We start from the raw sequence: 15337 nt of genomic DNA, 5'->3' as shown, positions 1-15337 counted from the left end.
TTTATGCGTCGAACATGACTTCAATTGAACGATCTGTATGTCTGGGCTTTCTGGCGTGTGCATTCGCAAGCGCAGGGTCGGTTCTCGCGCACAACGGATGGCCTTTCGATCTGCTGGCGCAGTTCCAAGCTCAGATCGCTCTGTCCAGCCTACTGTTGCTCGTACTTTTGTGCGTGTTTCGGCGGTGGGGACTGGCTCTTGTAGCCGGTTTTCTGTTCGCATTCTCCGTCTGGAAAATGGACATCGGCAGCAACACACGTTTCGCCGCGGCATCCACATCCGCTGATGCCGCGGTCAAGGTTGTTACGGCAAATCTGTTCGGCAGATCCGGTGCGCTTGACCGCCTGTCAAAGGTGCATGGCCGCGAAGAATTCGACCTCCTGGTTCTGACGGAACTGCCGGTGGCGGCAGATGATGCGCTTCTTTCCAGGTTTCCGGACATGACCCACATTGCCGGAACACCGCGACAAGCGCTCTTTGGGTTGCCGAGCGCCGTCATCCTCTCCAGGTCGCCACCACAGCACGTTGAAATTCTGCGCGTCAACGAGAACCCATCCGCAATCACGAAGGCGAGATATTGCTTTGAGAGCCAAGCTAACTGTTTGACCACTTTTGCGATCCATCCACTCCCGCCGATCACCCCAAGTCTCTATGAGCGCCAGAAGGCAATACTTGAGGAGGTTGCCCGTCAACTACAGGAAACGGACGGTGCAGCGCTGGTCGCAGGTGATTTCAACGCGGTCTCCTGGTCGCCTCTCATGACGGCTTTTCGACGCCGGGGCGACGTCCGGAAAGTCGCATGCGGGGCGCGCTGGAGCCCGACATGGCTCGCACCCTTTCCAGGTGTTGGTCTGGAGCTGGACCACATTTTCGTCAACGGCGGAGTGATGAAAGAGACATGCGAGGTCGGAGCATTCCTGTGGTCGGACCATTGGCCGGTCATATCGGAGCTGGTGCTCATCGAACCCGGTGCTGATTGAGCAGGCCGCCGTCGTCCCGGACGACCAGAGCTGGTTCCCTGCCTTCCGCTGCGCTTCAGCAGGGATGACAAGTCTGCTTACGCAAGCGCGTCCGACGGGACCCATTTCGTCATAAACCGGACAGAAGTGGACGTGATCTGGCAATCCATGCCGTTGTTCCCCATCGCGTCGCTCACCCTGAAATCAGGTCACAGGATCATGCCGGGCACGGGTTCCGCATTGCTGACAAGCAGAATAAACACTCACGTGGGAGGAAGTCCTCTTTCGCCCTCGCGGGCATCCTCACGCAGCCAAAGGTAAAGCGGCAGGGCAAGAGACAGGCCGACGAGCCAGACCGCCGGCACCGTCAGCCACCAGCCGCGCACGTTGGTTTCTTTCGCATCGCGCCACGACCAGATCCAGAAGACAACACAGCAGATCAGGAGGTCCACGGCAATCCCGCTGGCCGGTTTCGTGGCGAACACTTCGGCAACAAAGAGCGGAAGGCTGATCCCGTGCGCCGCAAGGAACCCGCCAAAGAAGATCCAGGGGACCAGTGTTCCGACGATAGTGGCTGAAAGATACAGAGTTTTCATGGCGTTTTCTTTCTTTGCTGAGCTTCAGCAAGAGATGCGCAAAATCCCGACGCGTTTCAATTCCCCTGCAAGGAATAGGCGGCGGCGATGCGCGGATCGCGCGCGGCTTTTGCTTTACGCCGGCATGACTTCGTGGGCATTCTTTGAAATGAAATCAGGTTCTTGGCGAAAGTGATTCAAGTTCAGCCGATGCTTCAAGCCGTTCCCCGAACCCTGTTGCGACTGTACCGGTATGACCCGGGTGCCCTGCGCCTGGTGCGCGGACTGCACCTGACGCTGGCGGTTGTCATTGCCGCGCTGGCTGCCGACCGTCTGGGCCACCTTGCGCAGGGCGTGCCGGGCTTTGCCCTTGCCGTCATCTGCGCGTCAGCGGCCGCGCATGTGCTGATGTTCACGCCTGTTTCAACCAGGCGTCGTGAACTAGGCGAGCTTGTGCGCTTTGGCTCGGTGCTGACCGGCCTTGCGGCGCTTGGCGCGCTGATCGGAACCTTGTCCGGCGTCAAGGCCCCCCTGGTGCTGCAGTTCATCTGGGTCGGGGTGGTTGCACTCGGTTTCGCATTGGACGGTCTCGGGCCGTTCTGGTTGCGGGCAGGACGCATGATCTCGATATTCTGGCTGTTCGTGATCATGTCCAGCACGCCCCATTCCCCGGGGCTATGGCTTCCCCTTATGACAGCGCTGGGCGTTCTCATCGCAATGGCGGCACGGATCGGCCTGTGGCGGCCATCTGCGCACCGGACTTTCGAGCGGGTCGAAGACGCCAACCGCAAGGCGATCGCAGACTATCTTGATCGCGCTGCCACCGGTCGAACGGGCAGCGATAAGGCCGGCAGAGCCGCTCTTCATGACCTGGCAGGCCTTCGAGCCGAACTGGAACTCTCGGCAGAACTGGCAGGAGCGGAAGGAGAGCTGCGCGGCCTCTCCGCAGAAGCCGTCGCAATGATGCGCTTGGCGCTGGAGGTGGTGCGCAACGCCGTCCAGGCTCTTTCCGAAGACACACGCGGCGATCTGCTTGCCAATGAAACCTACCGGTCATCCCTCAAGCAGGTCTTGAAGCGCATTGAGACCGGTCAGGACATGGCGGGAGCAACGAGGCCGGACCTGCAGTGGGCTCGCAGTGCCACAAGGTTTGGCAGGCAGGACATGTTCCAGATCCTCCGGATCGCGCAGGCTTTCGACCGGTTGTGGCAACTTGCCGGAGGATACGAGGTGATCGAAGCTGCGGCGAAAGATGCGCCTGCCGCTAGGGAAAGGCCCGGTATCTGGAGCCGCATCTCGTGGCGGCTCGCCGCGCAGTCGAGTGTCGCCGCCATCGTCGGTTACGGCATCGGTCACGTTTTGAATTTGAGCCACACCTACTGGATCACGATCACGGTGATCGTGGTTCTGTGCAGCAGTCTTGGTGCAACCATCCAAAAGACTGCGCAACGCACAGCCGGGACGCTTGCCGGGTTCATTGTGGCGATGCTCATGGAACCGGTTCTGTCGAAGGTGCCGGAATTCAGGCTGTTTCTGATCGTGGCGCTGCTGCCGCCGATCATCATCCTGTTTGAGCGCAATTACGGCATCGCGGTCGGGATCATCAGTTTCATGGTGCTGATCGGGCTGGAAGCCATGACCGGTCTGCCGGTTTCCGAATTCTGGGATCGTCTCTACGACACGCTGATCGGCGCCGGTGCCGGTCTGGCCGCCGCGTGGCTGTTGTTTCCGAGGCGCAGCGGCGAGGGCGTCAAGGGGCTGGCGAGCGCCTATCTCGTCTCCTGCAAGGACTTCCTGGGCCCGACCGCAGACACGGCCGGGACGGACCAGGCCGCGTACTCTTCACTAAAGGACAAGGCCCGGGAGCTTATCGGTGCCGCGCAGAACTACCGCGCCGAGCAGATCCCCTGGGCCTCGAGTGCACGCACAAGCGGGGATCTAGATGTTCTTGTGATCGTTCTTGCCGACTACGTCATCCTCTACCGCCAGGCGCGCACATCGGTTCAGGCAGAAGTGGCGGAAAACCGCGCCGACCCCTCGATCGGGGATCTTCTGACGAGAATGGACAAGCGCGTTTACGAGGAATTTGATGCCGTGTTGCAGAACAGGGCACGGCAAACGGTGCCGGGCCTGGCGGAAGAGTGGCTTGCCGCGATGCCCGCACCGGAAACGGCCGACATCGACCTCATGACGGACTGGGTTGCGACACTCTACTACGCGCGGAAGGTGGTCCGATGCCTGCAGGGCCTTCGGCAGGAACATATCTGGAGCGCAACTTCGGAGCTCGCTGCGGGCACGCCAGACACCTGAGCGTTACCGATAATTAATTCCAAGGCCTTCATCCGGCTGCATTTGCTGACGAAGAATGTGTTTCATGTCACAATTTCAACCCGCGCTTTGTGCAAGATTTGCACGTCAGCAATCGGGCACCCCGCTTGGCCCGGAGGAGGAGCGACACATGCAGTTAAAGAAATTTCCGCGCGGCCTGACGGTCTGCGCCGGCCTGTTCGCAATGATTGCGACAGGCTCGGCAAGCGCCCAGACGGCGCAGCCGGTGAATGCCGATCCGACGGCGCCGCCAACCTACGATTTCGTTCAGCAGGCGGGTGAGATGTCCTACGACGGCACCTCCCTGACGCTGTCGGACGCCAACACGGGTGTCCTGTTCTTCTCCGACAGGCCTTATCGCGTCGGAGGCCAGATTTCGAATGCTGATTTTGCCGATTACTGGAATACGGATGACGGCTTTAAGGGCGATCCGCCAAATGCAGTGGTTTCGGTCCTGAGCGAAACCGGAAAGGCGCCCGCACTGGTCGAACTGACCTCGGCCAAATCCGAAGGGTCTTCGATGGTCTACGGGGTAACCGTGCTGCGTGGTGACCTGCCGGAATCAGCCAAAGGCGTCGCGCTGTTCATTGACCGGAGCGCCCGCCAGCCGCGTCACCATCACGGCCGGGCGACGGCGACCGCACCGGGATCGGTCGGTTTCGAGCCTTATGGACCGTACTGTTACCACTCGCCGCAGGACCCGCGCTGCCGCGCCTGGCATCATCCCTACCACCCGTATCACCCGTACCATCCGCCATACCACCCGTACTACCCGCCGTATGGCCCTTACTATCACCCCGGTGCCTATGCCGCCGGTGTCGCGACCGGAGCGGCGATCGCCAACGCGGCGAACCAGCCGACCTACTACTACTATCCGATCCCGACCGGACCTTTGCCGCCCAATTGCTGGATCAACTCGCAGCACACACAGATGGTGTGCCCCTATAGGCTCCAGTAATCGGGGAAAAGACGTCCAGGGCCCGCACATTTGTGCGGGCCTTTTGTTTGCGTGACGTGCCCGGGCCTGTTTGCCGGAAACCGGGACGGATCAACACGCTTGATGCGTTGATCAAATTGATTTGCTGGTGTCTTTGGGCAGGCACGCTTAAATCTCCCGGTGCCAGAAAACAGGAGCAGAGTATGACCGACCAGCCCGCATTGATGCCGGAAGAGTTCCGGATAGCATCGAAATTCAAGCTGGACGGGAAGGTTGAGGGCGTCTACCGCACCACGTCCCCGGATGATTTTCAGACGGCAGCCGCCGCGAGCCTGGAACTGGGTTTCGAAGGGGTTCCCGGAGACCGCCACGCCGGTTTCACGCGCAAATCCGGGGGAAGGGAACCCTGGTATCCGCGCGGCACGGAAATGTGCAACGAGCGGCAGGTGTCAATTCTGTCGGTCGATGAACTGTCCGAGATTGCTGCCAGAATGGACATCGGGGAACTGAAACCCGAATGGATCGGCGGCAACATCCTCGTCTCCGCGATACCGAACCTGACCCGCATCCCGCCCCGCACGCGGCTGGTCTTCGAAGGCGGAACGGTGATCCGCGTTGACGGCGACAACGCCCCGTGCCGCTTTGCCGGCGCTGCGATTGCGGCAAACCATCCCGGCCGCGAGGGCCTGGACCTGTTGTTTCCAAAGGTGGCGCGGGGCTTGCGCGGGCTGGTCGGTTACATCGAAAAGCCCGGGGTGATCGAAGGCGGCGAAACCGTGACGGCGCATATCCCCGAACAGTGGATTTACCCGCGCACGTGATGCGCTAATGTGGCACCGGTTCGTCTCTAAAGATCACCGGAGTCCCTCATGCTTCCAATCCATCACATGGTCGGCGATGCGCCGCAGCCTGTTGCCCCGTTTTCGCATGCCGTCGAAGCTGACGGCTGGGTTCATGTCACGGGACAGATGCCGACCTTTCCAGACAACCCGGAAGCGCCTTTGCCGGACGGCATCGAAGCGCAGACCAGGCGGGTGATGGAGAATCTCAAGATTGTGCTGGCAGGGGTCGGCCTCGGACTTGAGAACGTTGTCTTCGCGCGTGTTTATCTCACTGAATTCAAGCGTGACTACGCGAAGATGAACGAGACGTACGGGGCGTTTTTTCCACCGGACAAGCTGCCGGGCCGCACCTGCGTCGGGGTATCCGGTCTTGCCGTGGATGCCCTTGTCGAAATCGATCTGGTCGTCAAACGGCCCTAGAGCCCATCACCGTCGCTAGCGATCTGCCGATTGCAACCCCAGGCGCTCAGAATGCTGTTCATGGTCTCGACAACGAAAAAACGGGCCGCGTCCCGGTCATAGCCTTCCTCGAGAAGGGTATCGTATTCGGTCAGTTCGTGCCGGACATGGCTGGTAACCGCCTGCCACAGTGCGATGGTTGGCGGCAGATGGCGCAGGTGACCGGAAAGCGCGAGGCCGAGTATGGCTTCCGCATCGCTCATCGGAATTCTGGGTGCAAGATTGCGCAAGGCTTTGCGCATCTCTTTCTGCCGCTTTGTGCCGCCGATCAAGACTGGGTCTCCGGGTCAATGTGGCGCGTGCTGACGGGCATGCCGTCAGGCGCTGGACCGTCTCAGCTCTTCCATTCCGTCCGTGTTTGAGAGCGCCAGCCCCGCAACCGTCCCGTTTGCGCGGGCGCTTTCCAGGATCTGGTCAAAGGGCAATGGTGGTGCAAAGTGATAACCCTGCACCAGGTTGCAGTGCAGAGCCGACAACAGGTCGAGCTGCGTCCGGTCCTCGACGCCTTCCACCACACACAGCATTTCCATCGACCGGCAAAGATTGATGATCGAAGTGATCACGCCGCTTGCGACAGGCTCATGAATGCCGGCAACGAAACTGCGGTCGACCTTGACGCAGTCAATCGGCAGGCGGTGCAGATAACCGAGGCTCGAGTAGCCTGTTCCGAAATCATCCAGCGCCAGTTTGACGCCTGCACCGCGCAAAGTCTGCAGGCACTCCTCGGCCGCTTCGTAGCTGCCGATAACCGAGGTCTCGGTGATCTCGAAGGTGATGAGCCTCGGATTGACGCCATGACGTTCAATGGCGTCGAGCAGGGCGTGGACTGTGACCGCAGAGGTGATGTCCTGTGCGGACAGGTTGAAGGAAAGGCTGAGCTCACCCGGCAATTCACCTATCTGACCAACCGCCTTTTCGAAGAGCGACAGCGTCAGGCGGTTGATCTGACCCGTGCGTTCCGCAACCGCGATAAACTTGTCAGGAGGCACGCTTTTTAACGTCGGGCTATGCCACCTCGCCAGAGCTTCAAATCCCACCACACGCTGGTCGGGCAGGGAAACCACCGGTTGGAAAAAGACCTGGAACTCCGTGTCGAGATTAGCCTTCTGCAAGGCCGTTTCGATGGCGCGCTCCGAACGGATACGCGCTTCGTGTTCTTCCGAGTAAACGGTCGTGTGGCCGCGCGACGTCGTTTTGGAGTTATACAGCGCATAGTCGGAACGGTCGAAGAGAGCGTGGGCGGATTTGCCGGCTTCCGGATAGATCGCAATGCCGCAGGACGCGCCCACCGACAGCGTAAGATCACCGATCTTGTAGGGTTCGGTGATCAGGTCGCAAATCGCCTGGCCGGCACTGGACGCCGCGCCGGTTTCGCCGAGGAAGAGGAAACCGAACTCGTCGCCCCCGAGCCGGCAGATCTCGATGTTGCCATTGTCCAGCGTCCTGAGCCGGTTGCCGACCTCCATCAGCAGCTGGTCACCGAGTTGGTGCCCGTACGTGTCGTTGATCGGCTTGAACCGGTCCAGGTCGACCACTCCGACCGCGAATTTCGTGTCGCTTCCCGCAACGTCCGTGATCAGGGCTTCGAGCCGGTTGAAGAAATAGCGGCGGTTCGGAAGGTCGGTGAGCGCATCGGTCTGGGCAAGACGCGCGTTCTCCGCATTCAGGCGCTCTGTCTCTTTCTGCTTGGCGGCAAGGTCGGACTGCGACTGCACAAGTTTGCTAAAGCCCCTGTAGCCGCTGATCAGAACCTGGAGAACGACCAGGCAAACAAGAAAGATGTTCATCGCGATCGCGAAATAAACATCCTGATCCTGCCGGATGTAGTAGACGAGATAGGGCACGGTGACGATGAACATGACCGCAAAGGCTGCTTGCGGCAGGTTCATCAGGCAGAATATGCAGCCGATCACGGTAATGGCGATAAAGAGCGCGACGTGGCCCCGTTCTTCCGGACCGCCATAACCGTCAAGCGCGAGCGACCAGGAGATGTAGATAGCGGCCATGATGCTGCCGAGAATGACCGTCTGGCGCATTTTTCGAATGGCTTCGTCGGGCCCCAGGGTGACATGCCTGGCGCGGATCCAGGCGACCATGCGGATACTCGTCAGAACGAGCATCGGCACCAGAACACCGACTGTCAGGTAGACGGGCGCAACATCGTAATGGGTGTATGCAACGGCAATCGCATTCACCATGAGCAGCGCGTAAAGGGAGGGGATCTGGGTTTTCAGTTCGTTGTACTGCGCTTGCGCGATTTCCGGATGGCGCGGATCGATCGACATCCATCTCAGAAAAACCCGGATTTTTTCCATCAACTCCTCCAACGGGACGAATTCTTAACGGAAGAAGCTAAAAGAAAGGTTAGAATACCTACTTTTAGTTTAGGCAAAAGAGCAATTTTGCTTCCGATTGTATTTTGTCACAACTCATAAAACCAGAACTGTTTCTTACGGCACGTCGCAAAAGTCCATCCGATACCGGGATCCTCGTGCAGCGGAGACTGCCATATAAAGTTTTTGCCTGAAGCTTGATAGAAGTCAGAGGCTTACTCCAAAGTCCGGAATCAAATTGGGAAGCGGGTGAGCGTTGAAAGTCACACGTTTCTTTTATCTCAATTGGCAGTATAATTTGATAAGAGAACTATTTTTTAATGCGCAGCCGGCCCTATATTGAGCCCATGGCCGACCGTACGAGAACCCGCCTCCTAAACGCACTCAAGTCATCGGGACCGCAGACGGCGGCCGATCTTGCGGACAACCTGAATGTGACATCGGTAGCCGTGCGGCAGCATCTTGACGGAATGCATGGTGAGGGACTGGTCGATTTTGAGGACGTCAAAGGCTCGGTCGGCCGTCCGAAACGGGTCTGGGGATTGACCGCTGCCGGGCATCAGCAGTTTCCCGACAGTCACTCGGCCCTGATTGTGGGTTTGCTGGAAGGGCTCTCGGATCTCTTCGGCGATGACGGCCTGGAAAACCTGATTGCACACCGGGAAGCAAAGACGGGAAAGGTCTACAAAGAGGCCATGCGCGAAGCGGCGGATCTGGAGAGCCGGGTAGAGCTGCTTGCGGACCTGCGAAGCCGGGAAGGCTACATGGCGGAAGTGGTGAGGGAGCGGGATTGCTTTCTTCTGATAGAGAACCATTGTTCCATCTGCGCCGCAGCGACGGCTTGCCAGGGTTTTTGCCGGTCGGAGCTTTCCCTGTTCGAGGATGTCCTCGGTCCGGACGCCACGGTTGAGCGTATTGAACATCTCTTGTCCGGCGACCGCCGGTGCATGTACAGGATCAAACGTGGCGAACATGCCGAGTGAGCAAATAGAACGCTTGGAATCCGGTCTGTTTTTTGGCGGTATGTTGAGGTCCTTGTTTGATCGTTGTCCGGGACAACGCACCGGTCAGGGCCGGGACCGGGAGACCATTCAGGAGTAAGAAGCGTGGCGTTTGCCAGACCTGTTTTTGCTGGCTTGATCGAAAGTTACTTCCGTCCGTTTGAAACGCACTTGAAGCCGCTTGAGCTGCCGGTCACGCCGATGCCCGACAAGGGGCCTTTGAGACTGGTCTGGCATTTCGCCGGAATGTTTCGCCGGCAACTCGTGATCGTCTCCGTTCTGGCAATGATTTCATCGCTGCTGGGACTTCTGGGGATCTGGGCGATCGCGTTTGTTGTCGACGGTGTTACGGCCGCAGGTGCACGGGAGTTTCTCCTGGGGCACACTTGGATCCTGGCCGGCTTCTTTTTTCTGTTCGTCGTCGTCAGCCCGCTGGTCTTCCTGTTGCGCCAGACATTCGCCTTTCAGACAGTGCGCATTCTTCTGCCCGCGGCAATGCGCTGGCAGGCGCACAAAGCCGTCGAGATGCAGGATCTCGCTTTCTTCGAGGATACGTTCGCAGGACAGGTTGCCTCGCGCATTGCCCAGGTGACGATGTCGGTCCACCGCCAGATGATGCTGGCAATCGAGACGATCCCCTATCTGGTCATCCAGTTCGGCGGGTCGTTCCTGCTGCTTCTGGCGCTGGCGTGGCCGCTGGCGGTCCCGGTCTTCTTCTGGATCGCCGCAAATGCTCTGGTTGCCTGGCTGGCAATCCCGACCTACATGCAGCGCTCCGCCAGGGTTGCCGCGGCCAACTCGCGGGCCACCGGTGCCATGACCGATGTCTATTCGAACATCGCGATGGTGAAGCTTTTCGCAGCAGAAGATTCCGAGGCCGGCGCGATCCGCAAGGTGATCGGCGAAACGATCGATACCAGGCACAGCGAAAACCGGTCGTATATCCTGACCGACAGCAGCGTCTACTTCCTCAACGTGCTGCTGATGCTGGCCGTGGTCATCATCGGCTTCTGGGGGCTGGTCGGCGAGTGGGTCACGCTTGGCGACTTCGTGGCAGGACTGACAGTGACAAGGTCGCTGTCGGCAGCCTCCTCCAACTTCATCAATGTCGGACAGTCCATCACCAGCACGCTTGGGACGATCAAGGACGCGATGCCCATCATGACGAGCAGGCCCGAGATCAAAGACCGCGCTGGAGCCGGCGAGTTGAACGTCACTGAGGGACAAATCCGCTTCGACGCCGTTTCATTTGCCTATCAGAAGGATCGCAAACCGGTCTTGGAGAACTTCGACCTGACCATCGCCCCGGGAGAGCGTGTCGGCCTTGTCGGACTTTCGGGTGCCGGAAAGTCAACCGTAATCTCGCTGCTGATGCGGCTCAGAGATGTTTCGAGCGGAACCATCACGATTGATGATCAGGATATCAGGGACGTAACGCAGGAATCCCTGCGCAGGCAGATCGGGGTGGTTACCCAGGACATCTCGCTTCTCAACCGCTCGATCCGCGACAATATTCGCTATGGCAAACCGACGGCGAGCGATGACGAGGTGTTGGCCGCCGCGCGTGCATCGGAAGCTGAGGTGTTCATTGCGGAGCAACGGGACAGCAAGGAACGGGCAGGGCTGGACGCGCATGTCGGCGACAGGGGTGTGAAACTGTCGGGCGGGCAACGGCAACGGATCACGATCGCCCGGGTGCTCCTGAAGGATGCACCCATCCTGATCCTCGATGAAGCGACGTCCGCGCTCGACAGCGAAGCGGAACTCGCGATTCAACAGAACCTTGCGCAGATGATGGAAGGACGGACCACGCTCGCGGTTGCCCACCGGTTGTCGACGATTGCGGCAATGGACAGGCTTGTCGTCATGGACGGCGGCCGTATCATCGAAGAGGGAACGCACCGCGATCTGCTTGCGCGCGGAGGCCTTTATGCAACCTTGTGGGAGCGCCAGTCGGGTGGGTTCCTGGCACACGCGGCCGAATAGGCGCTCCGGGGATGAACCGGACAGGCTTGCAGGATTGCCGGTTGCAAGTGCGCGCGCGAATTTGTGGCCCGGTCAGCTGTCCTTTCGTCTCAGGATGACTTTGAGATGCCACTGCTCAAGAGCGTAAGCCGTCGTTTTTTCACGGTACAGCTCCTCGAAGCGCCGGAAGAATTCCGCTTCGAGCTGCGTTGTATCCTTGCCTTTCCCGAGCGTTGGTTCGAACAGGCCTGCGCGGAGCGAGCTCGCCGCAAACGCCTTGGTGTAGCCGACGTATTTCGAGGCGTATTCCAAAGGATCATCGAGGTAGGACGAAAATACGTCTCCACCGCCATCAACGCCGATAACGTCAATCGTGTCGACGTCATAGAGATCGGCAAGGCCCGACTTCTCTTCGAATGCTTCCCGTGCTTCCTGCGCGGTCAGGAACCAGAGCCCGAAAACGAAGTTGTCGGTCACATCGCGCGCGAGCAGACCGTCCTCGGTCATGGATTTGGTAATGGCCTGCATCGCACGATAGATCCCGCGTCCGGATGCGGCCGTATCGTTGATTTCGCCAGCCTCCGGGACCGCACCAATTGTCGAAACGAACAGAAAGCCGCCTGGTTGCAGCTCTTCTGCGCGCAGGCGCAGGAACCTGACCCAGTCTTCCTTTGCCCTGCGCCACATCTCATGCCTCGCGTTGCCGGTCAAATCCGCAAACCACACGGTGTCCGGTGCGTCGAAACTCGCGGTCGATCTGAGCCAGTGGCTTGCAAAAAAGCAGGTGCCGACAGAAACCGAGCGGTCAGGTACCATTCGCTCGTAGAAGGAGCCGACAGCCGCAGACACGAGAGGCGGGTGAGGACGGTTCAGATAGCCGCTCTTTCCGGCGACAAGGGACATCAGTGCGTTCCAGTCATTTCCTGGCTGGTCAGCATGGCAAACGGAGACGTTTTTCCGCGGAACCAGACTGCTCCAGGCGTCGAGCGCGGGCCGGACCGTTTCGATGGCGCTTTGCCCGGGACCGCATCCGTAGTCGGTAATATTCAGATCGTCAGGACGGTTTGCAACGCGCTGAGCCAGATCCGCGATGACGTCGGCGTTTCCGAGCGCATGTTCCTTTTGAGCGCGTGAGTTCGCGTCATAGTCGACCATTCCTTCCGTCGACGGCGATGTTTCATCGGCTTCTGACATGTCGGTTTCTCCCGGTTGTGCATGGCTGCGGCCGCTATCGAAGCTGACGGCAGGATTGCGCACTTTGAGAACGGCGTGAAGGCCCGATTGCACTCTCGAGTGTGCTCGCCGTTTGAAGCTGTCTGAAAGTCGTGCGCCGAAGGGGCGTGGAGCGGAACGGCTTCATCTTGAGCATTTGCAGAATCCTGTGGCGGTGGCCGATCCATGTGGAGGAGAGTCGAAAAGTGTCGAATTTACCCGGCGTGTCGTTGATTTTCCAAAACTGGGCCGACAATAATCAACCATGGACAAGCGAGAACGCGCAGAACTCTTCCGCGAGCGGCTATCGGATGCGATCCGAAGCCGCGACATGAACCGAAGCGATTTGGCACGCGGTGCAAATCTGGACCGGTCCACGGTCTCGCAGCTCCTGTCGGAGGAAGCGCCGCGCCTGCCGAACGGCCAGGCGCTGGCATCGATTTCAACTGCGCTGGGTGTGTCCGCGGACTGGCTCCTCGGCCTGTCGACACACCGCGGCGCAGCGGCCGAGATCCTTGATCAGGCGGTCCAGATCGCCGAAACCGACCGGCATCCGGTTGATGAACATCTTCTCGCCTGGTACCGCGACGCCGTCGGTGCGAAGATCCGGCACGTGCCGGCAAATCTGCCCGATGTCCTGAAAACGGATGCGGTGCTGGCCTATGAATATGCCGGCGAAACGCTCCGGACCGCGGATCAGGCGATCACCGGCACGCGGGATCAGAGGGCGCTGCTCGGACGGGCGGAATCGGACATGGAAATCGCGCTTTCCAAGGAAGCCCTAGAAGCGTTTGCGCGCGGCGAGGGGCTATGGTCAGGTCTTTCTCCCGACGAACGCAGGGAGCAGCTTGAGGTGATGGGAAGGAGCCTTTCTGATCTTTACCCCTCCCTGCGTCTGCACCTGTTCGGCGCCACAGACCGGTATTCATCGCCCTTCACCGTCTTCGGCCAGAAGTGGGCAGCGCTCTATTTGGGACAGCGGTATCTCGCCTTTTCCAACACGCGCCATATTCAGCTTTTCGCCAGCCATTTCGACGACCTTGTACGGCACGCCGTTGTCCGATCGCACGAGGCCGGTGCCTTCGTGACCCGTCTCGCTGATGATGTTTGAACTGACTGTAACCCGGATTTCCTGGGCTGGACCCAGACAGTTCAGATAAGCGCTGTCTCCCGGCAATCCGCGAATGCCAACCGCCTTATCGGGAGCGGATTGCAACCGGGAAAATTTCTACTGCAATGAAGAGTTTGTGCGAAACCCTCCCTTGAATTCGCCACGTGCACTCGCCGGACACTGCATCCCATGATCGATTTTTCTTGACAATTGAAAACTTTCGTATACATATGTAAACATATTGAGACAAACGAAGACGATTGGTGACGTCTATGCCGAAGAGTATTCCGATCAGCGTCAGGCTCAGTGACGACGATGTGGCCTTTCTTGCTGGCTATGAAGTTCAGGGTGCCCGAACCCCCAGCGACAAGATGCGCGAAATCCTGAAAGCGGCGCGCGAGCGAGAAGAAGGCGTGCAGGATGTCGCGTCATGTGAAGACCTTCTCAGGTCGATGGTCCGGCCCGCGGAAAGGGGGTTGCGGCAATTGCAGAGGGAAACCGGAATTAGGTCAGACCTTGTCATGAAACTGTATGAGCGATTGCCTGCAATGCTGGCAGAACTTATCGCGTCCGCCCCCGGGCCTGAGCAGGGCGAACAGGATCTGGTAAAATTTGAGGCAGCCTTGTCTGCCGAACTGTTTTCGGTGATCGAGGAGATTTTCGACCTCGGACTGACAACCCCGAGCCGGACTTACGATCCGGCATTGATGGACAGGCGGCTTGAGCCGATCCTGGAAGTCGCGCGCTTGCTGGATCAGAGGCGCGGGCCGAAGGACTGAACGGCGTATGAGAGATTTGAATGCGGCATGGGCGGGAAAGACCACCGATGTGGTGTGCCGACGGGTTTTGTCTGCGCCGGCAAACGTGAAGCCCGGGATGTATTGGTTTTTTTGAGTTACGGAAGAAGATGAACGGAAAGGAAGGTAAAGATGGCAGAAGGTCTTGTAGCGCGCGTAACGCGTCTGGTCTCCGGTGGTGTGAACCAGTTGGTGGACTCCATTGAAAACACTTCCCCCGAAACCGTCATGGCAGAGGCGATCCGGGAGGTCGACCGGGCTGTTGACCAGGTTCGTGACGAACTGGCCGGCGTTCTGGCGAACAAGCATCTTGCGAACACGCGGCTCGGGGAAACGACCTCGCGCCACGAAGAACTGCAGGGTCAGATCGCCCTTGCGGTGAAAGAGGGACGTGATGATCTCGCCGAGGCGGCGATCGCGCGTCAGCTCGACCTCGAAGTTCAGATTCCCGTCCTGGAATCCGCTGTCGCGGACGCCAGTCGTGAGGAGAAGGAACTGGAGGGTTACGTAGGTGCGCTTCAGGCCCGCAAGCGGGAAATGGAAGCCGAGCTTGAAAACTACCGCCGGTCTCAGCAGCAAAGTGCAGCGGACGGCGCTGCGTCGGGCACAGCCGCACCCAAGGACAGCGTCGAGGGCAAGACACGCAAGGCGGAGGAAGCGTTTGACCGTGTCATGCAGAGCGCGACCGGTCTGCCTGGGATGCAGGCGGCCGACAGGGCCGATGCAACCAAACTTGCCGAGCTTGAGGACCTTGCCCGCAAGAACAGGGTCTCCGAACGCCTTGCAGCATTGAAGGCGTCGGCGAAAGACGGTTGAAC

General features: G+C 59.4%; 14 protein-coding genes. 10 read left to right on the top strand and 4 right to left on the bottom strand.

The features are described from left to right. Window positions 1–14 precede the first annotated feature (14 nt). Window positions 15–980, top strand: coding sequence for an endonuclease/exonuclease/phosphatase family protein (locus tag RDA78_RS26380; protein ID WP_434052723.1), 966 nt, complete (start codon window positions 15–17; stop codon window positions 978–980). A 242-nt stretch (window positions 981–1222) separates the two neighbouring features. Here the strand turns inward: RDA78_RS26380 and RDA78_RS26375 are convergent, their stop codons facing one another. Further along, entirely contained in the window at window positions 1223–1555 is a 333-nt protein-coding gene (locus tag RDA78_RS26375; protein ID WP_434052722.1) for a DUF2834 domain-containing protein, read from the bottom strand. 171 nt (window positions 1556–1726) lie between these two features. On the opposite strand from RDA78_RS26375, the gene RDA78_RS26370 reads away from it, so the two are divergent. The 4 genes from RDA78_RS26370 to RDA78_RS26355 all read left to right on the top strand — a co-directional run bounded on the left by RDA78_RS26370 (window position 1727) and on the right by RDA78_RS26355 (window position 6061). Next, complete coding sequence (locus RDA78_RS26370; RefSeq protein WP_434056216.1) at window positions 1727–3844, top strand: FUSC family protein; 2118 nt, start codon at window positions 1727–1729, stop codon at window positions 3842–3844. A 148-nt stretch (window positions 3845–3992) separates the two neighbouring features. Then, window positions 3993–4820 carry a hypothetical protein gene (locus RDA78_RS26365; RefSeq protein WP_434052721.1) on the top strand — a complete coding sequence of 276 codons (828 nt, stop codon included), beginning with the start codon at window positions 3993–3995 and terminating at the stop codon, window positions 4818–4820. Between the two features lie 182 nt (window positions 4821–5002). Continuing rightward, window positions 5003–5620, top strand: a complete 618-nt coding sequence (locus tag RDA78_RS26360; RefSeq protein WP_434052720.1) for an MOSC domain-containing protein — start codon at window positions 5003–5005, stop codon at window positions 5618–5620. 48 nt (window positions 5621–5668) lie between these two features. Further along, entirely contained in the window at window positions 5669–6061 is a 393-nt protein-coding gene (locus RDA78_RS26355; protein WP_434052719.1) for a RidA family protein, read from the top strand. Here the strand turns inward: RDA78_RS26355 and RDA78_RS26350 are convergent. Next, entirely contained in the window at window positions 6058–6372 is a 315-nt protein-coding gene (locus RDA78_RS26350; protein WP_434052718.1) for a DUF2293 domain-containing protein, read from the bottom strand. The genes RDA78_RS26355 and RDA78_RS26350 overlap by 4 nt on opposite strands. A gap of 45 nt (window positions 6373–6417) precedes the next feature. Beyond that, window positions 6418–8415 (bottom strand): putative bifunctional diguanylate cyclase/phosphodiesterase, encoded by a 1998-nt coding sequence (locus tag RDA78_RS26345; RefSeq protein ID WP_434052717.1) that lies wholly within the window; start codon window positions 8413–8415, stop codon window positions 6418–6420. Between the two features lie 365 nt (window positions 8416–8780). Here RDA78_RS26345 and RDA78_RS26340 point away from each other — a divergent pair, with 365 nt between their 5' ends. Both RDA78_RS26340 and RDA78_RS26335 read left to right on the top strand, forming a co-directional pair. Next, the gene (locus tag RDA78_RS26340) at window positions 8781–9416 is read left to right on the top strand and encodes a helix-turn-helix transcriptional regulator (RefSeq protein ID WP_434052716.1); all 636 of its coding nucleotides are present in this window, start codon (window positions 8781–8783) and stop codon (window positions 9414–9416) included. Between the two features lie 123 nt (window positions 9417–9539). Continuing rightward, window positions 9540–11420 (top strand): ABC transporter ATP-binding protein, encoded by a 1881-nt coding sequence (locus RDA78_RS26335; RefSeq protein WP_434052715.1) that lies wholly within the window; start codon window positions 9540–9542, stop codon window positions 11418–11420. 72 nt (window positions 11421–11492) lie between these two features. Here RDA78_RS26335 and RDA78_RS26330 read toward each other — a convergent pair whose 3' ends face one another. Further along, window positions 11493–12593 carry a hypothetical protein gene (locus tag RDA78_RS26330; protein ID WP_434052714.1) on the bottom strand — a complete coding sequence of 367 codons (1101 nt, stop codon included), beginning with the start codon at window positions 12591–12593 and terminating at the stop codon, window positions 11493–11495. A 283-nt stretch (window positions 12594–12876) separates the two neighbouring features. Between RDA78_RS26330 and RDA78_RS26325 the strand changes: the two genes are divergently transcribed. The 3 genes from RDA78_RS26325 (at window position 12877) to RDA78_RS26315 (ending at window position 15335) form a co-directional block, all read left to right on the top strand. Continuing rightward, on the top strand, window positions 12877–13722 hold the full coding sequence (locus RDA78_RS26325; protein ID WP_434052713.1) for a helix-turn-helix domain-containing protein: 846 nt from the start codon (window positions 12877–12879) through the stop codon (window positions 13720–13722). Between the two features lie 272 nt (window positions 13723–13994). Then, window positions 13995–14501, top strand: coding sequence for a hypothetical protein (locus RDA78_RS26320; protein WP_434052712.1), 507 nt, complete (start codon window positions 13995–13997; stop codon window positions 14499–14501). Between the two features lie 150 nt (window positions 14502–14651). Continuing rightward, window positions 14652–15335, top strand: a complete 684-nt coding sequence (locus tag RDA78_RS26315) for a PspA/IM30 family protein (RefSeq protein WP_434052711.1) — start codon at window positions 14652–14654, stop codon at window positions 15333–15335. Window positions 15336–15337: the final 2 nt, after the last annotated feature.

Source organism: Roseibium sp. (genome assembly GCF_051016195.1).
Classification (GTDB): Bacteria; Pseudomonadota; Alphaproteobacteria; order Rhizobiales; family Stappiaceae; genus Roseibium.
This window is presented reverse-complemented; position numbering and strand designations above follow the sequence as displayed.